Genomic DNA, 21221 nt, shown 5'->3' with positions numbered 1-21221 from the left:
GCGCCTTGGTCTCTGGGAGACCTAGATCAGTTCTTGACCTCGATGTCGTAGTACAGCGGCACCGAGTTCCAACCGAACTTCACGTTGGACACGTTGTCCGCGTTCCAGACACCGGTGACGTTCGCGTACCAGAGCGGGATCTCCGGGAGGTCCTTGAACAGGAGCTCCTGGGCCTGGTCGAAGGCCTTGTTGCCCTCTTCGACCGTGGCGGCCGAACGGCCCTCGGCGAGCAGCTCGTTGTACTCCTTGGAGTCGTACCGCGAGTAGTTGTTCGACGAGCCCTCACCCATGGTCGGGCCGAGGAAGTTGTACAGCGACGGGTAGTCGGCCTGCCAACCGGTGCGGCTGCCGCCCGTGAGCTTGTCGTTCGTCTGGAGGTCCAGGGCTTCCTGGAACGTCGGGATCGCGTTGCCCTCGGCCTTGATGCCGAGCGTGTTCGAGATCGAGTTCGTGACCGCGGTCACCCACGCCTCGTGCCCACCGTCGGCGTTGTACGTGATGGTGAGGGTGTCGTCGTACTTCGAGATCTTGTCGGCCTCGGCCCAGAGCTTCTTGGCCTCGGACTCGTTGTAGTCCAGGACGTCGGAGCCGTCGAGGTCGTCGTTCCAGCCCGCGATGACCGGCGACGTGAAGTCCTTCGCCGGGGTACGCGTGCCGTCGAAGATCTTGTCGGTGATCTGCTTGCGGTTGATGGCCATCGAGACGGCCTCACGACGCAGCGTGCCTTCCTCGCCCTTCCAGTGGTCGAGGTAGTACGGCAGGTAGATCGCCTGGAAGATGGCGGCCGGCTGGTTGACGTTCGAGTCCGGGAAGTCGGACTTGTAGGTCTTGAAGGCACTGTCCGGCACGGCGTCGAGGACGTCGAGGTTGCCGCCCTGCGCGTCGGAGTACGCGGTGTCCTGCGAGGCGTAGAACGTGATCGTCAGACCACCGTTCTTCGGCTTGCGCTTGCCCTCGTAGTCCTTGTTGGTGACGAGCTTGATGGACTGGTTGTGCGTCCAGGCCTTCTTGCCGTCGAGCTTGTACGGACCGTTGCCGATCGGGTTCTCACCGAACGCCTTGGTGTCGTCGTAGAACGAGGACGGCAGCGGCACGAACGCCGAGTAGCCGAGCGACAGCGGGAAGTCCGACTGGGCCGACTTCAGCGTGACGGTGAACTCGTCGTCGTCGACGACCTTGAGGCCCGTGAGCTCCGAGTCCTTGTCGGCGTTGTAGCCCTCGATGTTCTCGAAGAAGTAGCTGGCGCCCTGGGCGTTCGACTTCTGCGCGGCCCAGTTCCAGGCCTTGGTGAAGGACTCCGCGGTGACCTTCTCGCCGTTCGTGAACGTGTAGTTCGTGTTCAGCTTGATGTCGAAGGTCTTCGAGTCATCGGTGTCGATGCTCTTCGCGACCTCGTTGACGGACTTGCCGTCGGCGTCGTAGGACACGAGGCCCTCGAAGAGCGAGTCGATGATCTTGCCGCCACCGGTCTCGGTGGTGTTTGACGGGATCAGCGGGTTCTGCGGCTCGCTGCCGTTGGTCGTGACGATGCCTGAGGCGTTGGACGAGCCCGAGCCACCCCCACTGTTGCTGTTGCTGGAGCAGGCGGTCAGGGCGAGTGCTGTGGCCCCGAGCACGGCGAGGGCTGTGAGCCCGGCGCGCTTCTTGATCAAGGTTCCTCCTGGTGCATGGGACGCGCAAGGGCACAGCGGTGTCACCCGGGCGCGTTTGACATCTGCACTGTAGGCAAGGTGGACAGCAGCCTCCAAACCCTGGAGCGAACGGTTACAAGCCGGTAACCAACTTGCACGATCCTTGCGAGAAGATGCAAGATTCGCGCGCTTGCTGAACGCCCTCGCGCTTTTGTTGCATCTGCATGAAACTTGTTGCACTGCGACACAGTTCTGTGCAAGGAAGACCTGTTCCGAGTCCCCCTCAGGACCCGGGCATCCGCGCCGCACCAGCCGTACCGTGAACACGTGCTCGCGAACGACATCCCCCATCTCCACGTCCCCTCCTCCCCCACCGTCAGCGGTGATCCCGGGGACGGCGGAGCGGCCTTCGTCGCCGTCTCGCGTCCGGACCTCGAACAGGACGCGTACCGCAGCACCATCGAGCGCGTGACCGCCGAGGGCGTGGTCCGCTGGACGTCCGGTGACCGCGACTCCTCGCCGGCCCTGTCCCCCGACGGTCGCTCGCTCGCCTTCCTCCGGTCCGTCCAGGACGACCACGGCGTCGCACACCCGCAGCTCGCCGTCGCACCGGTGCACGGTGGCGAGGCCCGCGTCGTCACCGCGCTCCCCCTCGGTGCCGGCGACCCCGTTTGGTCCCCCGACTCGACACGCGTCGCCGTGACCGCACGCTTCCCCGAACCCGGACGCTACGGCTCCGCAGTCCCCGGCGGCGACCGTCGCCCGGCAGCGGCCGCCGAGGCGCCGCGGCTCGTGTCCCGGCTCGACTTCCACGTCGACGGCACGGGGTACCTGCTCGACAAGCCGCAGCAGATCGTGGTCGTCGACGTCACCGACCCGGCAGCGGCACCGGTGGACTCCCCGCTCACGAGTGCGCCCTGCTCGGTCTCCGCACCGGCCTGGTACCCGGACGGCGGCGCGCTCCTCGTCGTCGCCCCGCGAGACCTCGGTGTGCGTGAGAGCCACGACGACGACCTGTACCGCGTCGACGCGTCCGACGGCACGATGGCGCTGGCGGTCCGGACCGAGGGCTCTGTGAGCTCGATCGCGATCGCCCCGGACCGTACCGTCCACTACGTCGGGGCGTCGCACCGCGACGGGCGACTGGTCGGCGAACCCGAAGGGCTGTGGGTCGCGGCGCACGACTCCGAACCGGTCCGACTGACCGCCCGCGAGACGGTCGACGTCGCAGGGATGCCGGTGTTCCACCGCGACGACGTCCTCGTGCAGGTGCTCGACCGCGGCACCGTCACCGTCCGTCGTGTCCCGGCCGGCACGACGGCTCCGCTCCGGCTGGACCAGCTGGGGGTCGTCCTCGGCGGCCGCCTGGTCGTCTCGGGCTTCGACGTCGACGGGGACGTCCTGGTCGCCACGGCTGCCACGACGGACTCGCCCGGCGAGGTGCACGTGGTCGACCTGACCGCGTCCGACGATGCCGTCCCGACGGCGCTCACCGACTACGCCGCCCCGCTCCGGTCCGAGGCATCGGCCCCCGGTGTCCGCCGCATCGAGGAGCTCACCGGCACAGCTCCAGACGGCACCCCGGTGCACGGCTGGGTCGTCCTGCCCGAGGGCGAGGGGCCGCACCCCGTCCTCCGGGTGGTGCACGGCGGACCGTTCGGCCAGGACACCTGGGCGTTCTTCGACGAGGCGCAGGTCTACGCCAGTGCCGGGTACGCCGTCGTCATCGGCAACCCGCGAGGATCCGGTGGCTACGGACTCGACCACGGCCGCGCGGTCATCGGGGCGATGGGCACCGTCGACGTCGACGACGTGCTCGCCCTGCTCGACGCAGCGCTCGAGCGCCCCGACCTCGACGCGGCACGCGTCGGCATCATGGGCGGCTCGTACGGCGGGTTCATGACGAGCTGGGTCGCCGCCCACCACGGCGAGCGGTTCGTCGCCGCGTGGAGCGAGCGCGCCGTGAACGCGTGGGACTCGTTCGCGGGCAGCTCCGACATCGGTTGGTACTTCGCCGACGCGTACGTCGGCGCCGACCCGGAAGAGCAGCGTCGCCGCAGCCCGCTGACGTACGCCGCGCAGGTCACCATCCCGTTCATGGTCGCGCACTCGGAAGCCGACTGGCGCTGCCCGATCGAGCAGGGGCAGCGCCAGTTCGTGGCCCTCCGGCGCGCAGGAGTCGACGCGTCGTTCCTCGTGTTCCCCGGCGAGGGCCACGAGCTCTCCCGCTCCGGCACGCCGTGGCACCGCGTGCAGCGGTTCGAGCACGTCCTCGCCTGGTGGGCCGAGCACCTGCCCGTCACGCCGGTGGACGCGGGTCGCTAGGCGAACGCCTCCACCGGCGGGCACGCGCACACCAGGTTGCGGTCGCCGTACGCCTGGTCGATCCGGCGCACCGGCGGCCAGTACTTGCGGCCGCTGATGCCCGGCAGCGGGTAGACGGCCTGTTCGCGGGTGTAGGCGTGCGCCCACTCCCCCGAGATCACCGACGATGCCGTGTGCGGGGCGTGCACGAGCGGGTTGTCGTCCGCCGGCCACTCCCCACGCTCCACCGCCGAGGCCTCGGCACGGATGGCGAGCATCGCGTCGACGAACCGGTCGAGCTCCGCCAGGTCCTCGCTCTCGGTCGGCTCCACCATCAGGGTGCCGGCGACCGGGAACGACATGGTCGGGGCGTGGAAGCCGTAGTCGACCAGGCGCTTCGCGACGTCGTCGACGGTGATGCCGGTGGAGTCGCGCAGTGGCCGCAGGTCGAGGATGCACTCGTGCGCCACGAGGCCGTCCTCGCCCGTGTAGAGCACCGGGAACGCGTCGCGCAGTCGGGCCGCGATGTAGTTCGCTCCGAGCACGGCTGCCTCGGTCGCACGGGTGAGGCCCTCGAGCCCCATCATCCGGACGTAGGTCCACGTGATGGGCAGGATGCTCGGGCTGCCGTACGGCGCCGCGCTGACCAGGCCGCCGGCGTGCGCCAGGCGGTCGTCGGCCTCGGCCTCGGTCGAACCGGGCCGTCGGTCGGCCTGCTGCGCGAACGGGTGCCCCGGCAGGTACGGCGCCAGGTGTGCCTTCGCCGCGACCGGACCGACACCGGGCCCGCCGCCGCCGTGCGGGATGCAGAAGGTCTTGTGCAGGTTGAGGTGCGAGACGTCGCCGCCGAAGTCGCCGAAGCGGGCGTGGCCGAGCAGCGCGTTGAGGTTCGCGCCGTCGACGTAGACCTGGCCGCCGGCGTCGTGCACGGCGTCGCAGATCTCGCGGATGTCGTGCTCGTACACGCCGTGGGTCGACGGGTACGTGATCATCAGCGCAGCGAGGGTGCCGGCGTGCTGTTCCGTCTTCGCGCGGAGGTCGGCGAGGTCGACGTTGCCGTTCTCGTCGCAGGCGACCACGACGACCTTCATGCCGGCGAGCACCGCGGACGCGGCGTTCGTACCGTGCGCGCTCGACGGGATGAGGCAGACGGTGCGCTCGGTGTCGCCGTTCGCCAGGTGGTACCCGCGGATCGCGAGGAGTCCGGCGAGCTCACCCTGGCTGCCGGCGTTCGGCTGCAGGGAAACGGTGTCGTACCCGGTGACCTCGGCCAGCCAGGACTCCAGGTCACCGATCATGTCGAGGTAGCCCTCGACGTCGCCGCGCGGCGCGAACGGGTGGATGTTCGCGAACTCCGGCCACGTCACCGCGGCCATCTCGGTCGCCGCGTTGAGCTTCATCGTGCAGCTGCCGAGCGGGATCATGCCCCGGTCGAGCGCGTAGTCCTTGTCCGCCAGGTGCTTCAGGTACCGCATCATGCGGGTCTCGCTGCGGTGTGCGCTGAAGACGGGGTGCGTCAGGTACTCGCTCTCGCGCAGCAGACCGGCCGGGAGGCCCGTGGCCGCGTCCCGCACGGTCGCCTCGGTCGCGGGGACGGTCACGTCCACCGCCCCGAACACGCCCGCCAGTCGGGCGACGTCGTCGGGCGTGGTCGTCTCGTCGACGGAGAGCTGGAAGACGTCCTCGTCCACCTGGTGCAGCAGGAAGTCGGCGTCCTGCGCTGCGGCGACGACCGCCCCGGCGCGACCGGTGGCCCGCAGGGTGAGCGTGTCGAAGAACGCGTCGTGCACCACCTGGAGGCCGGCGTCGCGGGCGACCGCGGCGAGCGCCGACGTCGTCCGGGCGACCCGGTCCGCGATGAAGCGCAGCCCCTCGGGCCCGTGGTAGACGGCGTACATCGAGGCCATCACGGCGAGCAGGACCTGCGCGGTGCAGATGTTGCTCGTCGCCTTCTCGCGGCGGATGTGCTGCTCGCGGGTCTGCAGGCTGAGGCGGTAGGCCATCGCACCGTCGGCGTCGAAGGACACCCCGACCAGGCGGCCGGGCAGCTGGCGTTCGAGACCGGCGCGGACGGCGAGGTAGCCGGCGTGCGGGCCGCCGAAGCCGAGCGGGACGCCGAAGCGCTGGCTCGTCCCGACGGCGACGTCGGCACCCAGGTCACCGGGGCTGGCGAGCAGGGTCATGGCGAGCAGGTCGGCCGCGACGACGGCGATGCCGCCACCGGCGTGGACACGCTCGATGATCGGCGACGGGTCGACGATCCGACCGGAGGCACCGGGGTACTGCACGATCACGCCGAAGGCGCCGTCGAGCTGCGCGTCGGTCGGCCCGACGACGGGGTCGAACGCACGCAGTGTGATGCCGACGGCGTCGGCGCGGTGGTCGAGCAGCGCGCGGGTCTGCGGCAGCAGGTCGTCGTCGACCAGGAACGCGTCGCCCTTCACCTTGGAGGCGCGGCGGGCGAGGAGCATGCCCTCGACCACGGCGGTGCCCTCGTCGAGCATCGAGGCGCCGGCGGTGGCCATGCCCGTCAGGTCGGAGACCATCGTCTGGAAGTTGATGAGCGCTTCGAGCCGGCCCTGCGAGATCTCCGGCTGGTACGGCGTGTAGGCCGTGTACCAGCTCGGGTTCTCGAGCACGTTCCGCTGGATCACGGCGGGCGTGTGGGTGCCGTGGTAGCCGAGGCCGATCATGGCGCGGCGGACGGTGTTGCGTCCGGCCTTGGCGCGGAGTTCGGCGAGCGCCTCGGTTTCGCCGACGGCGGCGGGGATCACCGATTCGGTGAGGGGTGCTGCGTGGATCGACTCCGGGATCGCGGCGCGGACCAGGGCGTCGAGCGACGGCCGGCCGACGGTGTCGAGCATCGTCTGCTGGTCGGCCGGGGTGGTGCCGATGTGGCGGTCGGCGAACGAGGTCTGCAGGTTCTGGAACCCCTGCTGGTCGTCGGGGCCGGTCATGCGATGGACGCCCGGTACGTGTCGTGGTCCATCAGGTCCTCGGGGAACGAGGTGCCGTCGACCTTGATCTTGACGAGCCAGCCGGTGCCGAACGGGTCCTGGTTGACGGTGTCGGGGGCGTCGACCACGGCGTCGTTGACCGCGACGACCTCGCCCTCGATCGGCGCGAAGAGTTCACCGACGCTCTTGGTGGACTCGATCTCGCCGATCTGCTCGCCCGCGGTGGTGGCGGTGCCGACGGCGGGGAGCTCGACGTAGACGACGTCACCGAGCTGCTCGGCGGCGTGGTCGGTGATGCCGACGGTGACGGTGTCGCCCTCGACGAGGAGCCACTCGTGGTCGGCGGTGTACTGGAGTGCGGTCTGGTCGCTCACGGGATCAGCCTTTCTGAGGACGGCGGTAGAAGGGGAACGCGGTGACGGTGCTGGGGATGGCCGTCCCGCGGACGTCGATGTGCAGGACTTGTCCCTCGGTGGCGAGCGCCGGGTCGACGAAGGCCATCGCGACGGGGTGGCCGAGGGTCGGCGAGAGGGCACCCGAGGTGACGGTGCCGACGACCGCACCGTCGTGCACGACGTCGTACCCGGCACGCGGGGCACGGCGGCCCTCGGTGACGAGCCCGACGAGGACGCGGGCGTCGTCCGACGGCGCGACACCGGCAGCGCCGACGAAGTCACCGCTCTTGGCGACCACGCGGCCGAGGCCTGCCTGGGCGGGGCGCACGTCGGTGCCGAGCTCGTGCCCGTACAGGGGCATGCCGGCCTCGAGCCGCAGGGTGTCGCGTGCCGCTAGCCCGGCGGGGACGACACCGCGGTCGGCGCCGGCCTCGAGCAGCGCGTCCCAGATCGCCGGGGCGACCTCGGGTGCGCTGTACAGCTCGAAGCCGTCCTCGCCGGTGTACCCGGTGCGGGCGACGAGCACCTCGGAGCCGTCGAACACGGCGTGCAGGGCGCGGTAGTAGCCGAGGTCGTCGAGGGGGCTCTCCGGCTGCAGGCGGTCGGCGACGACGAGGGCGTCGAGCGTGCCGGCGGCCGCGGGGCCCTGGATCGCGACGAGTGCGGTGCTGTCCGAGTCGTCCGACACCGCGACGTCGAAGCCGTCGGTGCGCGCGGACAGTGCGGCGACGGCGACCTCGCGGTTCGAGGCGTTCGCGACGACGAGGAACACGTCGTCGTCGGTGCGGTACACGACGAGGTCGTCGAGGATCCCGCCGTCCTCGGCGAGCAGCAACGAGTACTTCGCGCGGCCGAGCGGCATCGCGCCGAAGGAGCCGGCGAGCGCGTGGTCGAGGAACACGACGGCGTCCGGACCGGTGACGCCGATCTCGGCCATGTGCGACAGGTCGAAGACCCCGGCCGACTGGCGCACGGCGTGGTGCTCGGCGAGATCGGACGAGTAGCGCACGGGCATGCGGTACCCGGCGAAGTCGGTGAAGGTCGCACCGGCGGCTTCGTGCGCGGGTTCGAGCGGGGACGAACGCAGTGGCGTCGGACTCATGGCGGAGTTCTCCTGGCATCAGCAGGGCCCGGCGACGATCGCCGGGTGGAACTCCCCCTCTGTCATGGGCCTGAGAGTTTCACCGCGGCCCGTGAGGTCCGGCGGCTTTCACCGTGGGCGAGACGACTGAGCGTCTGCTTTTCAGAGTGGCCTGTCCGCTGCGGTGTGGGACCTGAGAGATTGACGGGGGGATTGCTCCTTCGGTGCCGTGCGTGCGCCCGAGGGCACGATGTGCCCGTGGGCACGATGTACCCGTTGGCACTGCACGGCGTCTCCCGCGACGGATGAGCGGCCGGTGTGTTCAGTTGTCCGCGCCGAGCATACCGAGACCGCGTTACGAACGTGTGTCGCGTGCCGGCCTTCGACATCTCGTAGAATGCGGGGATGGCCGGACAGCGATCACGCCCCAGGGGGCAGCTCGAGCAAGCGGTGCTCGACGCGCTCCGCTCCGTGACCGACGGTCTGACCGCCCGCCAGGTGCTCGACGCCTTCCCGGAGCCCCGTCCGGCACTGACCACGGTGCTCACCGTCCTCGACCGGCTCGGCCGCAAGGGCCAGGTGGAGCGGCAGGAGCACAACGACGCCCCGCTGAGCTTCCGCGCCGTGCACAGTCGCGACGAGCAGACCGCGTCCCTCATGTCGAGTGCGCTCGCCGCCTCGGCCGACCGTGAAGCAGCGTTGCTGCAGTTCACCGGCTCGCTCGCCTCCGACGACCTCGAGGCCCTGCGCCGCGCCCTCGACGCCCGCGCACGTTCCTGACCGGGGTCGCTCCGTGGTCGTCGCCGGCATCGCGCTCATCGTCCTCGCCCTGCTGGTGGTCGTGTTCGCACCGCGGGTGCTGACCCGCTCCGCCTGGACCATCGACCGCCCGCGCACCGCCCTGGTGTGCTGGTCGCTCGCGGTGCTGCTCGGCGTCGTCGGGTTCGTCGCCGGCATCGCCCTCGTCGTGCTCGCCGACCGCCCGCTCACCGAGCTCCTCGGCGGTGACGGCTCCCCCACGCACGGCTTCAACGTCGGCGTCGCACTGCTCGCGGTCATCGCGTTCGTCGTCGCCGTCCGCGTCCGGCCCGGGCCCGAGCACGAGGCCGTCCGCCAGGCCATGCGCGCAGGCGTCGCGCCGCACCGCGAGATCGACGGCACCCCGGTGGCCGTCGTCGACGCGGACCACGCCCTGGCCTGCGCCGTGCCCGGGCGGAGCGGCGGTGTGCTGGTCAGCACCGGCTTGGCAGACCGGTTGCGGACGGACGAACTGGAGGCCGTGGTCGCCCACGAGCGCGCCCACCTGACCCAGCACCACGCGGCGGCCGTCGCGGTCGCCGAATCGATCGAGCGTGCGGTCCCGTGGGTGCCCGGTGCGCGCGCCATGGCGCGTTCGACGCGCGTCCTCGTGGAGTTCGCCGCCGACGACGCCGCGGCCCGACGCGTCGGACGCGACGCCCTGCGCCGGGCCGTCCTGGTGGCGGACGAGAGCAGCGCGCTCGGCGCGATCCGGGCCTCCAGGCTTTCCTGAGCGAGCACGTGTCGGAGGCGAGGCATATGGTGATCGGACCGTGAAGCCACTGACCGAAGCCGACATCCGATCCTCGTTCGTCAACGCCACCCCCGACGAGCTCGAGCAGCTGCCGATCCCGGGCCTGCACGAGATGCTCTGGGACGAGCGCGAGTTCCTGGGCTGGCGCGACCCGCAGGCCGCCCGCCGCGGGTACATCGTGTCCTGGATCGACGACCGCCCCGTGGGCATCATCGTCCGGTCCGCGGGCGGGTCCCTGCGCGCCGGCATCGCCGCGATGTGCTCGTTCTGCCACTCCCCCCAGCCGGCGACGCAGGTGCGGCTGTTCTCGGCACCTCGCGCGGGCGAGGCCGGGCGCAACGGCAACACGATCGGCACCTACATCTGCGAGGACCTCGGGTGCTCCATGCTCATCCGTACCGCTCCTCCGCACCTCAACCCGCCGGCGACGATCGCGATGCGCGGTGCCTCGCTGCTGCAGCGCGTGCAGAACTTCACCGCGGACATCATGAAGTCGGCGTGAGCCGCTTCGGCACCGCCCGCTGGGCAGTGGTCGAGGAACTCGGCGACGGCCGTTGGCGCCTCACCCTGCGCGACGAGGCCGACGACGAACTCGGTGCGTTCGGCCTCGGGGTCGAGGGGCCGTGGGACCCGGACGTCGAACCCCACGTCGGATTCGTGCTCGTGCAGCTCGGGCTGACCCTGCGCGGTGCACGGCCGTGGCACGTCGACGAGCTCGGCGACCACCGGGCGCCCGTGCTCGCGCTCGGCTGAGCGAAGCGCTTCCAGCCGGGCGTCGCTCAGTCGGCGTCGCTCAGTCGGCTTCGACGAAGTTCCGCAGGATCTCGCGGTCGTCGTCGGCGCGCATCGCCCACGACAGCTCGCTGCGGTGATCGCTGTCGGTCAGCGGCAGCAGCACGACGGTGTCCGGTGCGGCGAGCGCGGCACTCTCCGGAGCGACGGTCACGCCGAGTCCCGCGCCCACCAGGTGCAGGACGGTGGCCCAGGTCGTGGCCTCCTGCACGACCACGGGCCGTCGGCCACCGGCGGTGACCGGTGCGAGGTTCCGCTCGGTCGCGAGCGAACCGGCCACGGCGGGGAAGAACACGAACGGCTCGTCCACGAGCTCAGTGCCGCGGATGGACGCACGGCCCGCGAGCCGGTGTCCGCGTGGGACCGCCGCGACGAACGCCTCGGTCCGGAACGGCAGCAGCCGCACGGCGGGGTCCGGATCCGGGTCGCGCACGACGGCCAGGTCCAGCTCGCCCCGCACGATCCGGGCGAGGAGCGTCGACGAGTAGCCCTCGGTCAGGTCCACACGGACCAGCGGGTACCGCGCACGGAACGCCTGCACGCGCTCGATCGGCCCGAGGGGCAGCGCGGAGACGACGAACCCGACGTCGAGCCGGCCGGCCTCGCCCCGCCCGACCCGGACCGTCTCGTCGAGATCGCGGCGCACCTGCCCGAGCAACGACCGCGCGCGCCCCTGCAGCACCTGGCCAGCGGCGGTGAGGGCGACGCTGCGGCTCGTCCGGACGAACAGGTCGACGCCGAGTTCGCGCTCGGTGCGGCGGATCTGCTGGGACAGCGCCGGCTGCGCGATGCGGAGGCGTTCGGCAGCGCGCCCGAAGTGCAGTTCGTCGGCCACGGCCAGGAACGCCCGGAGCTGGCGGAGGTCGACGTCGGGATCCCGATCCATGCACGCAGCCTATCGATCGAAGCGAACGAGTATTGGACGTGACCCCATCCGGATCGCAGGATGGAGCCATGCCCGAAGCGACCTCCACCGTCACCATCGCCGACCTCGCCACCCCCGCCGACGCCGAGGCGTTCCGCGTCCTCAACGAGGCCTGGATCACGCAGTTCTTCGCACTCGAAGACGAGGACCGCAAGTTCCTCGGCGACCCCGTCGGTCACGTCGTCGAGCCCGGCGGCGCCGTCTTCGTCGCGCGACTCGACGACCAGGTGATCGGGTGCATCGGCATCGTGCCGACGACCCCGGGGGTGTTCGAGCTCGTGAAGATGGCCGTCGCGCCCGGTCACCAGGGGCACGGCACCGGTCGGAAGCTCATCGCCGCCGCACTCGACCGCGCCCGGGAGCTCGGCGCGCACCGCATCGACCTCGAGAGCAACGCGCAGTTGGCCAGCGCCGTGCACCTGTACGAGGCGTTCGGCTTCCGCCACCTGCGCGCTGACGAGCTCGTGCCGAGCCCCTACGTCCGCGCCGACGTGCACATGACGCTCGAACTTCGCTGAAGACAGCGCCGCTTCGGTACGCTCGCGGCATGGCGACGTACGAGGTGCAGGCGGTCCGTGAGCGCGGCGCGTGGCAGGTGTTCATCGACGGCTTCATGGTGACCGAGGTGGACCGCTGGCCAGCCGTCGGCTTCGTCGCCCGCGAGATCCTGGCGATGGACCGCACCGACGACCTGCAGATCCGCGTCGTCGGGCGCAACCAGTACATCGACTGACCCGGTCAGCGAGCGGCGGCGACCAACTGCTGTGCTCGCTGGTGCGACACGTGGAGCAGCGGTCCGATCTCACGCACCGTGAGCCCGGACTCGTGCAGCACCAGCGCCGCGGCGGCCGTCTCCTTCGCCGCTTCGATGCGCGCTCGCTCGGATTCCTCGCGGAGCGTCACCGCGCGGTCCAGGTGCGCCTGTGCCGCTTCGGGCATCGACACCTCGACGACGAGCTCGAAGGACTCCGGATCGCGGTCGTCGTTCATCAACGAGAGCCAGTCACGGGCCATGAGCTCGATCTCACGCTCGCGCTTCGCCTGGGTCCGGATGACCCCGTCGATCCAGATCACCCAGTACTTCTTGCCGCGCTCAGCTCGCACCGTGTGTCGGCTCATCGTCGCCCATCTCCTTCTCGGTCGCAGTCACGGAGGATGCCGCGCGCCGTCATCTCCTCCACCTCTCGGTGCCTCGGGACGACGATCGTGTTCCGACCGAAGCGGAACAGGTCGTGACTCCCGCCGTGACGGTGGAACACGAACGCGACATCGTTCTCGTCAGCCTTCCGAGCGAGCCGGCGAAGCAACTCCGTGCGCTTCACCGTAGTTCGCCAACCAGGACTAGGCAAGTCTGCCTATCGCGGCTGGACAAGGACGGCTCGTATGTCTGCATCCACCGACCGTGGCGGCCCGCGGAGTGCGATCCGGGAGCGCCGTGGTGATCTGTGGACAGGCTGCAGCCGGGGCATGCTGTGGAGGAACAGCGGTTGGCACTCGCACCGGCGAGACGCCACCATGGACGGCATGCGCACCACGTTCGACGACCTGATCGCGATCGGCGAAGCCGCCGACGTCACCGGCTGGGACTTCTCGTGGCTCGACGGCCGTGCCACCGAGGAACGCCCGCCGTGGGGCTACGCGAAGATGCTCGGCGAGCGACTCGGTCGCCTCGCCGGGGTCTCCGGCACCGCGAGCCTCGACGTGCAGACCGGCGGTGGCGAGGTCCTCGCCGAGGCGCCGGCGTTCCCGGCCACCGCGGTGGCGACGGAGTCCTGGGCACCGAACATCGCCACCGCCACACGACTCCTGCACCCACGCGGCGTGGTCGTCGTCGCCGATCCGGACGAGCCGCCGCTGCCTTTCGCCGACGGCGCCTTCGACCTCGTGACGAGCCGGCACCCCGCTGCGATCCACTGGGACGAGATCGCCCGGGTCCTTGCTCCCGGCGGCACGTACTTCGCCCAGCACGTCGGCCCGGCGAGCGTCTTCGAGCTGATCGAGTTCTTCCTCGGCCCGAAGCCCGTCGAGCGGCGCGGACGGCACCACGACGACGAGGCCGACGCAGCACGCGCCGCCGGACTCGAGGTCGTCGAGCTGCGGACGGCGCGGACCCGGATCGAGATCCACGACGTCGCCGCGGTCGTCTACCTGCTCCGGAAGGTGATCTGGTGGGTGCCGGACTTCACCGTCGAGCGGTACCGCGACCGCCTGCTCGACCTGCACGAGCTGATCCAGCGGGACGGACCGTTCGTGGCGCACTCGACGCGCCACCTCATCGAGGCGCGCCGTCCCGCCTGAGCCGACCCGGGCCTCCTGGACGCATCACCGTCACGCGCTCACGCGACGTGCCAGACCAGCCCCTCCTGCGCACTTGACGGGTACGCCGAGGCGATCCGGAACACGGCCTCGCGCAGCGTCTCCGGTGAGCACGCCAGGTTGAGGCGGACGAACCCACGCCCCTCGCTCCCGAACCCGAGCCCGGAGTTCAGCGCAACGTAGGCGTTCTCACGCAGCGGCACGGCCGGGTCGTCGCCGAGCCCGATCCCGCGGAAGTCGAGCCAGGCCAGGTACCCGGCGCGCGGCCGCGTGTAGACGACACCGGGCAGGTGCTCGGCGAGGAGCTTCGCGAGCAGCCGGTCGTTGGCCACGATCCGGGACACCACGTCGTCGAGCCAGGTGGTCCCGACGGTGAACGCGGCGAGGTTCGCGTGCAGCCCGAGGATGCTCGTGCGGCAGGCGACCTCTTCCCACAGGGTGTCGAGGAGCGCGGCGGTGCGGTCGTCACCGGCGACGATGATCGAGCACTTCACGCCCGCGAGGTTCCAGCCCTTGCTCGCCGAGGTCACGCAGACGCTGCGGGCTCCGACGGACTCGGCGACGGCTGCGAACGGGGTGAACTGCACGCCCGGGTGCGTGAGGGGTGCGTGGATCTCGTCGCTGATGACGAGGACGTCGTACTTCGCCGCGAGCTCGGCGATCTCGAGCAGGTCGGCGCGGTCGTGCACGAGGCCGACGGGGTTGTGCGGGTTGCAGAGCAGGAAGACGCCGACCCCGCTCGCGAAGGCCCGTTCGAGTCCCTCGAGGTCGAGTCGGTACTGGCCCCACTGCTCGAGCAGCGGGACCTCTTCCACCTGACATCGGGCCTCGTCGACGAGCTCGAAGAACGGCGGGTACACCGGCGGCGTGATCGCGACGCGACCGCCGTCGGGCAGCGCGAGCCGCAGCGACTCGACGATGCCGACGCTGACGTCGGTGGCCAGGTGGATGCGGGACGGGTCGATCTCCCAGCCCCAGCGGTCGAGCGCGAACTGCGCGAACGCGGGCGCGAGTGGCCCGGGCCCGTCGAGGTAGCCGAGGTCGGACTGCGACACGCGCTCGATCAGGGCCTGGCGGATCTCCGGCGCGACGTCGTGGTCCATCTCGGCGACGAACAGGGGCAGCACGTCGGGCGCGTACCGCGTCCACTTGATGCTCGTACGGACCCCGCGGAGCGTGCCGACCGGGTCCTGCTCGTCGCTCGCCATGCGTCCCAGCATGCACCGACCGGGAGGCCCGGCGCGAGCCCGCCTGTCATCCAGCGTCGTCTTCCGCGCACCCTGGGACGCGGGGCGTCGCCCCGCCTACTGTCGGTCCCATGAGCACGAGCACCGCCGACAAGGCCACCACCCTCAAGCAGCTGCACGAAGCCCCGGAGATCCTCCGCGTCGTGAACGTGTGGGACGCGATCACCGCGAAGGTCGTCAGCGACCTGCCCGGCACGAAGGCGATCGCCACCGCCGGGCACTCGATCGCCGCGTCGTACGGGTACGAGGACGGTGGGATGCCCCTCGACCTCGCGCTGTCGGGCGCCGCGATCGTGGCCGCCGCGACCGACCTGCCGGTCACCGCTGACCTCGACGACGGTTACGAGGACCCCGCCGAGACCATCCGACGCGCGATCGGCTCGGGCATCGTCGGCGCCAACGTCGAGGACCGCCTGCGTCCCTTCGACGAGGCCGTCGCGCGGGTCGCCGCGATCACGGCCGCTGCCCAGGCCGAGGGCGTCGACTTCCAGTTGAACGCCCGCACCGACGCGATCGCCCGCGGCGGCGACCGTCCGATCGACGAGAGCATCGCGGACGCCATCGCACGCGGCAAGGCCTTCCTCGACAACGGTGCCGCGCTCGTCTTCGTGCCCGGCGCGATCCAGCGCGACGTCGTGGAGCAGCTCGTCGCAGGCCTCGGCCGCGGCAAGCTGTCGGTCATCGGCCTGCCGGGAGCCCTGCCCGCCGCCGAGTACGAGGCCCTCGGCGTCGCCCGCATCTCGTACGGTCCGCTCACGCAGCGCGTCGCGCTGCGGGCGCTCCGCGACCTGGCGACCGACCTGTACGCCGACGGCGTCGTGCCGGAGGACACCCCGACCCTGAACTGACGGAACAGGCGGACGGGAGGCCCGTGGCGGTGTCGCCCCCTCCCTCGCAGGCTCGGTCGGCGCGCCCCGCGCAACGCTTCGCGTTGCCGCTGAGCGGGGCGCGCCCGTCCGCCCTGCGGTCGCGATCGCGACCCGCTCAGCTCAGCCGAGCGCCGGGTACAGCGCGGGCGTGGTGCGCGCCTTCGTCTCCTGCTCGAAGGCGTAGCCGAGGCCGATCAGCGTGCTCTCGTCGAACGAACGACCGAGGAACTCGAGGTTCACGCCGGCGCCAGTGATCGTGCCGTCGGCCGCGGTCGCCTGCCCCATCGGGACGGTGATCGCCGGCATGCCGGTGTTCGGACTCAGACGCATGTTCGTCGACTGCGTGCCGTAGGGCGTGCCCGACGGGTAGATGAGCGAATCGAGGTCCTGGTCGTCGAGCATCTGCGTGACGAGCTGCTTGCCGGTGGCGAGCTGCGTCGTGTGCGACCCCGTCGGCCCGGCCCACGCCTGGTACTGCGCGTCGGTGATCAGGTCGCGGGACTCGTAGGTCGACTTGCGGCTCGGCACGTACTCGCCCGAGGCCAGGATGCCCTGCAGCGACCGGGCGGTCACGTCGGGGTCGAGGTGCTTCGCGACGTACTCGTCCAGGTCGTGCTTGAACTCGTTCGTGCTGCCGCTGCCCTCGGACAGGACCCGGTTGAACGCCGTCGTCGCGGTGATCGGGACGACGGTCGCGCCGGCGGCCTCGAGCTTCGCGACGGACGCGTCGAACAGCCGCTTGGCCGTGGCGTTCGTGCCGACCATGCTCGTGACGTAGCCGATGCGAGCACCCTCGAGCGAGTCCGCGTCGAGTGACGACGTGTACGAGGTCGGCACCTTGCCGGACTGCGCGCTCGTGACGGGGTCGGCCGCGTCCACGCCGGTCACGGCGTCGAGCGCGACGGCTGCGTCGGTCACCGACCGGGCGATGGGCCCGCCGGTGTCCTGCGACAGTGCGAGCGGGATGATGCCGTCGCGGCTGGCCAGACCGACCGTCGGGCGGATGCCGACGAGCTGGTTGTACGTCGACGGGATGCGGATCGAGCCACCGGTGTCGGTGCCGAACCCGATGCCGGCGAGGTTCGCCGCGATCGCCGCACCGGTACCACCGCTGGAGCCACCGGCGGTCTGCGCCGTGTTGTACGGGCTGGCGACCAGGAGCGACGAGCCGGCGGGCTGGTTCGAGGAGAACTCCGAGACGAAGCCGTAGGCGAACTCGTCGAGGCTGGCCTTGGCGAGGATCACCGCTCCGGCACCGCGCAGGCCGGCGACCATCGTGGCGTCGGTGTCGGTCTGGTTGTCGTCCCAGCAGCCGCAGCCGCCCGTGGTCGGCATGTCCTTCGTGTCGTAGTTGTCCTTCACGGCGATCGGTACGCCCAGCAGCATGCTCGTCATGCCGTGCTCGGCCCGCTCGGCGTCCGCCGTCTTCGCCGCGGCGAGTGCCTCGGCGTTCGTCGTGACGATCGAGTTGAGCGCACGGCCGGTCGACGCGGTGTCGACCTTGGTGCGGTCGTACGCGGCGATGCGGTCGAGGTAGTCCTGCGTGATGGCGACCGAGGTGGTGACCCCGGCGTTCATCGCAGCCTGCATGTCGATGGTGGACGCCTCGACGAGCGTGAACGGGCCGTCGTCGTAGATCATCCGCTGGGACAGCGCCGCGAGGTCCGCGACGGTGATCGTGCCGTCGGCGTCGGTGTCCGCGGTGCTGACCGTCGCCCAGTCACCGCTGGCGCTCGTCGCACCGAGGTGGTCGGTGAGCACCGCGAGGTCGGCCTTCGTGACCTGGTCGTCGCCGGTCAGGTCGAGGTCCGTGTAGTACGGCGCGAGCATCGCGGCGGGGCTGGTGTCGACGGCTGCCGGAGCGGCTGCGGCCGTGATCGCGGGGGTCGCGGCGAGGACGGTGCCGACGAGGGCGATGAGCGAGGCGCCGGCGACGGCCGTGCGCTTCCGGCTGGTGGCGGTCATTCGGCTGCTCCGGTGCGCTCGCGGCGGGCGCGGCGCGCACGCAGGGTGATCAGGGTCCCGCCAGCGGCGAGGAGGGCCAGCGACGCGGCGATCCACGGGGCGACGTCGGCGCCGGTCCAGGCGAGTTCGCCGCCGGTCGGACGGTCACCACCGCCTGCGGCCACGGCGGTGGCGCCGCTGGTCGGGCCGGACGGGTCGGTCGGGTCGGTCGGGCCGACGGTGGTCGTCGGGTCGGGGTCGCCCGCACCGGCACCCGGGTCGGCCGTGGCGGTGGCGCCCGGGGTGGGCGTGGCCGTCGGGGAGGGCGTCGGGGTGGCCGTCGCCGCTGCAGCGATCGAGATCGAGGTGCTCGCCGGGTCGGTGAGCGTCGTCGAGGTGCCGTCGGAGCCGACGAGCGTGATGCTCGTGACCGCCAGGTCGACGCTGCCCGGTGCGGTCGGCGTCAGGCCGATCGAGGCAGCGAGGTCGCCGTCGAGCGCCGGGGACGTCCCGAGCTGGGTGTGCACGATCGTCAGAGCGTCGCCGTCCTGCTCGACGCTGTCGAAGCCGCCGTCGGGACCGGTGACGCTGTCGTCCACGTACGACACGGAGTCCGCGTCGGCGTCGAGGGTGATCTCGTAGGCGTAGACGTCGGTCGTCGCCGGGATCGTCAGGTCGACGTCGAAGGCGGTGCCGACGGTCGCGGTGGTGGGGGCGTCGATGGTGGCGGTCGTCGCGGTCGGTGCTGCCTGGGCCGGCGAGGCGGTCAGGGCGGCGAGGCCGATCGCCCCGGCGGCGACGAGTGTCGAGGACACGATCGTCGCGCGGGGGCGCAGCCGGAGGCGGTGCTGCATGGGTGCAGGTCCTTCGGGAGGAGGTCGGGTGCTGAGCGGGTACTCAGTGATCCGAAAGCTAACGGTGCGCTGTTTCCGGCTCGGGCCCGGCACGTTTCCGCGCCGTTACGGCTCCGTCGCACCACTACTGTCGTGCCATGTCGCTCGACGTCGAAGCCCTGCTCACCCCGCCCTCCCCCGTCGCCGCACGGGCGTGGGACGTCATCCGCATCTGGTCCTCCCCTGCCCTGGTGAACCACTGCCTGCGCTCGTGGGCGTGGGCGGTCCTGCTCGCCCCGACCGTCGACCTCGAGCCCGACCCCGAGCTGCTGTTCGTCGCGACGATGCTGCACGACCTCGGCGTCACACCGTCGTTCGACGCCCACGCCGTGCCGTTCGAAGACGCCGGCGGTGCCGTCGGCTCCGTCTTCGCCCTCGGCGCCGGGTGGGACGCAGCGCGCGCTCGACGCGTCGGCGAGGTCATCGAGCGGCACATGTGGACCTCCGTCGACCCCGCGGTCGACGTGGAGGGGCACCTGCTTGAGGTCGCCACCTCGCTCGACGTCTCCGGTGCCGGGTTCTCACGGTGGTCCACCGACGACCTGCACGCCGTCGCCACAGCACTGCCCCGCCTCGGGTTCTCCGGCTCGTTCGACGAGCTCATCCACGCGCAGGCTTCGCGCAAGCCGACCTCGGCCGCTGCTCGGCTCGACGGCTCCGGCAACGTGGCTGCAGGTGGCTCGCGATGGGACGCGTTCCTGGCGTCCTGAACCGTCTTCCTGGTCTGCGCTGGACTTCTGCGCCTCGGGTGCGTATAGTTCTTGGTTGGTGCACTGCAGCGAACCCATCTGACTCGCGCACACCAACGTCTCGAGACCGACTCACCCGAGTCGCATTCCAACCGAGACCACCGCTCGATCCGAACGGATCAGCAGCACGTTGAAACTCGACGTGCGCGCCCCGCACTCGATGCGTCGCGCCGGACTGAGACGTCCGCCGACACCGAGTCGCCCTGGCGCCGAATGACCAGGAAGTACAGCACCATGACCAGCAACGAACGAATCACCGTGTTCGGGACCGCACTCGCGGCCCCGACGATCACCCCCGACCGCATCGCCGAGTTCCCCGTGCGTGACGACCGCTCGCAGCGCGAGTACCTCGTCCGCATCGCGGCCGACGACCTGCAGACCTTCGTCACCCGCGGTACCCGTCTGGACGCCGTCGGCGAGGCCGGCTGGACCGTCCCGGGCCGCTCCTGGGCCGGCGAGGCCAGCCGAACCCTGCTGCAGGCACAGTCCGTGCAGGCGGGCGAAATGGCCCTCGCGGCCTAGGCTCCACCAGTACGAACGCGAAGCGCCGCCGGGCTCCCCGGCGGCGCTTCGTCGTGCGTGGGCTGCTCCGCCGTGGTCGACGCCGCTGTGCCGCGCTCGCCCGGCGCATCCTGACTCGCTGCGGCCCGTTTCTCGTTGAGCAGCAATCGCATTGCCCGCGCCCGGGAGCGGTCCCCCGTCAACCCGACGTACAGGCCGTGCATCACCGCAGTCTTCACCAGAGTCGCCGTCATGGTGACCAGGGTCGATCAGTGTTGGCCGCCAGCCCAAACATTCCATATGCCCGGGAATCTCACGACGTCAGTACTCCCCCTTCACGACGAAGAACGAGCCGCGGATCGTGCCGGCGAGCTTCGACTTCTGCCGTGCGAACTTGAACTTGTCGGCGAGGTCCTCGGGCACGTCCATCCCGTCGGAGAGTTTGAAGCCGACCGCACGCTTGCCGCCCGCTTCGAGCGTGTAGAGCACGTTGATCGCCAAGCCGGACTCGTAGAACACGTACGTCCAGCGCACGCCGTCGACGAGCGCTTCCGTCGCCTCGAGCGGTGGCGACGCGATGACCAGCCCGCGTTCCTCTTCGAGGACCCGCCGCACGTAGGCGACCAGGTCCGGCACGTCAGCTGCGGCGTGCGTGGTGAACACGTGGTCGTACTTGTTCGCGAAGTACCGTGCCTCGTTGGCCCGGAGCCCGGCGAGTGCGTCGGCGACCGGCGAGGACTCCAGACCCACCGTGGACACGTGCACGAAGTCGACGACGTACGACATGGGGCCTCCTCGGGCACTCGGACGAGCCGAACCTAGTCCACTGCTTACGCCTCAGACCAGTGCAACCGAAGCGTCAACCCACGGAGATGTCGCAGCAGCTCGAACCCGCTCTCGTTTCCAAGGAAGGAGTCGACTTCGCAACGCGTTCTCCGCACGTCATCGAGAGCTATCCCATTCCTCGAGGACCGAGCGCGACACTCCGCTCCGGTCGTTTGAGCATGGCGCTAATCGACGTATTCTCACCTGTCTGGGAGACATTGCCTGTCTCACCTCCAGCCG

The 21221-nt window shown here is 70.8% G+C and carries 21 protein-coding genes and 1 riboswitch; of the genes, 11 read left to right on the top strand and 10 right to left on the bottom strand.

Annotated features, from left to right (window positions below; all coding sequences use genetic code 11):
• Window positions 1–26 precede the first annotated feature (26 nt).
• A complete protein-coding gene (locus EDF31_RS04435; RefSeq protein ID WP_131845330.1) occupies window positions 27–1652 on the bottom strand; it encodes an ABC transporter substrate-binding protein in 1626 nt (541 codons plus the stop codon).
• 306 nt (window positions 1653–1958) lie between these two features.
• Here EDF31_RS04435 and EDF31_RS04430 point away from each other — a divergent pair, with 306 nt between their 5' ends.
• Window positions 1959–3956, top strand: coding sequence for a S9 family peptidase (locus tag EDF31_RS04430; RefSeq protein ID WP_131845329.1), 1998 nt, complete (start codon window positions 1959–1961; stop codon window positions 3954–3956).
• Here the strand turns inward: EDF31_RS04430 and gcvP are convergent.
• The 3 genes from gcvP to gcvT are packed head-to-tail and all read right to left on the bottom strand — an operon-like array spanning window position 3953 to window position 8389.
• Window positions 3953–6892, bottom strand: a complete 2940-nt coding sequence (gene gcvP, locus EDF31_RS04425; protein WP_131845328.1) for an aminomethyl-transferring glycine dehydrogenase — start codon at window positions 6890–6892, stop codon at window positions 3953–3955. The two genes, EDF31_RS04430 and gcvP, sit on opposite strands and share 4 nt — an antisense overlap.
• The gene (gene gcvH / locus EDF31_RS04420) at window positions 6889–7266 is read right to left on the bottom strand and encodes a glycine cleavage system protein GcvH (protein WP_123938974.1); all 378 of its coding nucleotides are present in this window, start codon (window positions 7264–7266) and stop codon (window positions 6889–6891) included. Before gcvH ends, gcvP begins: the two co-directional genes overlap by 4 nt.
• Before the next feature lie 4 nt (window positions 7267–7270).
• Window positions 7271–8389: a glycine cleavage system aminomethyltransferase GcvT gene (gene gcvT, locus EDF31_RS04415; RefSeq protein WP_131845327.1), complete on the bottom strand. Its 1119-nt coding sequence runs from the start codon at window positions 8387–8389 to the stop codon at window positions 7271–7273.
• A gap of 49 nt (window positions 8390–8438) precedes the next feature.
• Window positions 8439–8544, bottom strand: a riboswitch (glycine riboswitch).
• Between the two features lie 229 nt (window positions 8545–8773).
• Here gcvT and EDF31_RS04410 point away from each other — a divergent pair.
• From EDF31_RS04410 to EDF31_RS04395, 4 genes are read left to right on the top strand one after another with little or no spacing between them, the layout of a single operon-like run.
• Window positions 8774–9148: a BlaI/MecI/CopY family transcriptional regulator gene (locus tag EDF31_RS04410; RefSeq protein ID WP_131845326.1), complete on the top strand. Its 375-nt coding sequence runs from the start codon at window positions 8774–8776 to the stop codon at window positions 9146–9148.
• A gap of 13 nt (window positions 9149–9161) precedes the next feature.
• Window positions 9162–9899 carry a M48 family metalloprotease gene (locus EDF31_RS04405; protein ID WP_131845325.1) on the top strand — a complete coding sequence of 246 codons (738 nt, stop codon included), beginning with the start codon at window positions 9162–9164 and terminating at the stop codon, window positions 9897–9899.
• 40 nt (window positions 9900–9939) lie between these two features.
• Window positions 9940–10422 (top strand): FBP domain-containing protein, encoded by a 483-nt coding sequence (locus EDF31_RS04400; RefSeq protein ID WP_123673093.1) that lies wholly within the window; start codon window positions 9940–9942, stop codon window positions 10420–10422.
• Complete coding sequence (locus EDF31_RS04395; RefSeq protein ID WP_111084959.1) at window positions 10419–10673, top strand: hypothetical protein; 255 nt, start codon at window positions 10419–10421, stop codon at window positions 10671–10673. Before EDF31_RS04400 ends, EDF31_RS04395 begins: the two co-directional genes overlap by 4 nt.
• A 40-nt stretch (window positions 10674–10713) precedes the next feature.
• On the opposite strand, the gene EDF31_RS04390 is transcribed toward EDF31_RS04395, so the two are convergent.
• Entirely contained in the window at window positions 10714–11598 is an 885-nt protein-coding gene (locus EDF31_RS04390; RefSeq protein ID WP_131845323.1) for a LysR substrate-binding domain-containing protein, read from the bottom strand.
• Between the two features lie 68 nt (window positions 11599–11666).
• Here EDF31_RS04390 and EDF31_RS04385 point away from each other — a divergent pair, with 68 nt between their 5' ends.
• A complete protein-coding gene (locus EDF31_RS04385; RefSeq protein ID WP_131845322.1) occupies window positions 11667–12155 on the top strand; it encodes a GNAT family N-acetyltransferase in 489 nt (162 codons plus the stop codon).
• Between the two features lie 29 nt (window positions 12156–12184).
• Window positions 12185–12370 carry a hypothetical protein gene (locus EDF31_RS04380; RefSeq protein ID WP_123313312.1) on the top strand — a complete coding sequence of 62 codons (186 nt, stop codon included), beginning with the start codon at window positions 12185–12187 and terminating at the stop codon, window positions 12368–12370.
• Between the two features lie 5 nt (window positions 12371–12375).
• Here EDF31_RS04380 and EDF31_RS04375 read toward each other — a convergent pair whose 3' ends face one another.
• The gene (locus tag EDF31_RS04375; RefSeq protein ID WP_131845321.1) at window positions 12376–12756 is read right to left on the bottom strand and encodes a hypothetical protein; all 381 of its coding nucleotides are present in this window, start codon (window positions 12754–12756) and stop codon (window positions 12376–12378) included.
• 405 nt (window positions 12757–13161) lie between these two features.
• Here EDF31_RS04375 and EDF31_RS04365 point away from each other — a divergent pair, with 405 nt between their 5' ends.
• Window positions 13162–13935, top strand: coding sequence for a class I SAM-dependent methyltransferase (locus tag EDF31_RS04365; RefSeq protein WP_131845320.1), 774 nt, complete (start codon window positions 13162–13164; stop codon window positions 13933–13935).
• Window positions 13936–13973: 38 nt separating this feature from the next.
• Here EDF31_RS04365 and EDF31_RS04360 read toward each other — a convergent pair whose 3' ends face one another.
• A complete protein-coding gene (locus tag EDF31_RS04360; RefSeq protein WP_243649846.1) occupies window positions 13974–15161 on the bottom strand; it encodes an aminotransferase class I/II-fold pyridoxal phosphate-dependent enzyme in 1188 nt (395 codons plus the stop codon).
• Window positions 15162–15271: 110 nt separating this feature from the next.
• On the opposite strand from EDF31_RS04360, the gene EDF31_RS04355 reads away from it, so the two are divergent.
• On the top strand, window positions 15272–16048 hold the full coding sequence (locus tag EDF31_RS04355; protein WP_123294130.1) for an isocitrate lyase/phosphoenolpyruvate mutase family protein: 777 nt from the start codon (window positions 15272–15274) through the stop codon (window positions 16046–16048).
• Window positions 16049–16189: 141 nt separating this feature from the next.
• Here the strand turns inward: EDF31_RS04355 and EDF31_RS04350 are convergent, their stop codons facing one another.
• Window positions 16190–18034, bottom strand: coding sequence for an amidase family protein (locus tag EDF31_RS04350; RefSeq protein WP_131845318.1), 1845 nt, complete (start codon window positions 18032–18034; stop codon window positions 16190–16192).
• Entirely contained in the window at window positions 18031–18867 is an 837-nt protein-coding gene (locus EDF31_RS04345) for a hypothetical protein (protein ID WP_131845317.1), read from the bottom strand. The genes EDF31_RS04350 and EDF31_RS04345 overlap by 4 nt, the downstream gene beginning before the upstream one ends.
• Window positions 18868–19004: 137 nt before the next feature.
• Between EDF31_RS04345 and EDF31_RS04340 the strand changes: the two genes are divergently transcribed.
• Entirely contained in the window at window positions 19005–19616 is a 612-nt protein-coding gene (locus EDF31_RS04340) for an HD domain-containing protein (protein ID WP_131845316.1), read from the top strand.
• A gap of 273 nt (window positions 19617–19889) precedes the next feature.
• Window positions 19890–20177: a hypothetical protein gene (locus EDF31_RS04335; RefSeq protein WP_131845315.1), complete on the top strand. Its 288-nt coding sequence runs from the start codon at window positions 19890–19892 to the stop codon at window positions 20175–20177.
• A gap of 300 nt (window positions 20178–20477) precedes the next feature.
• On the opposite strand, the gene EDF31_RS04330 is transcribed toward EDF31_RS04335, so the two are convergent.
• Complete coding sequence (locus EDF31_RS04330) at window positions 20478–20942, bottom strand: phage tail protein (RefSeq protein WP_131845314.1); 465 nt, start codon at window positions 20940–20942, stop codon at window positions 20478–20480.
• Window positions 20943–21221: the final 279 nt, after the last annotated feature.

Source organism: Curtobacterium sp. PhB142, assembly GCF_004341255.1.
In the GTDB taxonomy this organism is placed as follows: domain Bacteria; phylum Actinomycetota; class Actinomycetes; order Actinomycetales; family Microbacteriaceae; genus Curtobacterium.
The sequence above is the reverse complement of the archived record's forward strand: the minus strand, read 5'-3'. Positions and strand labels throughout refer to the sequence as shown.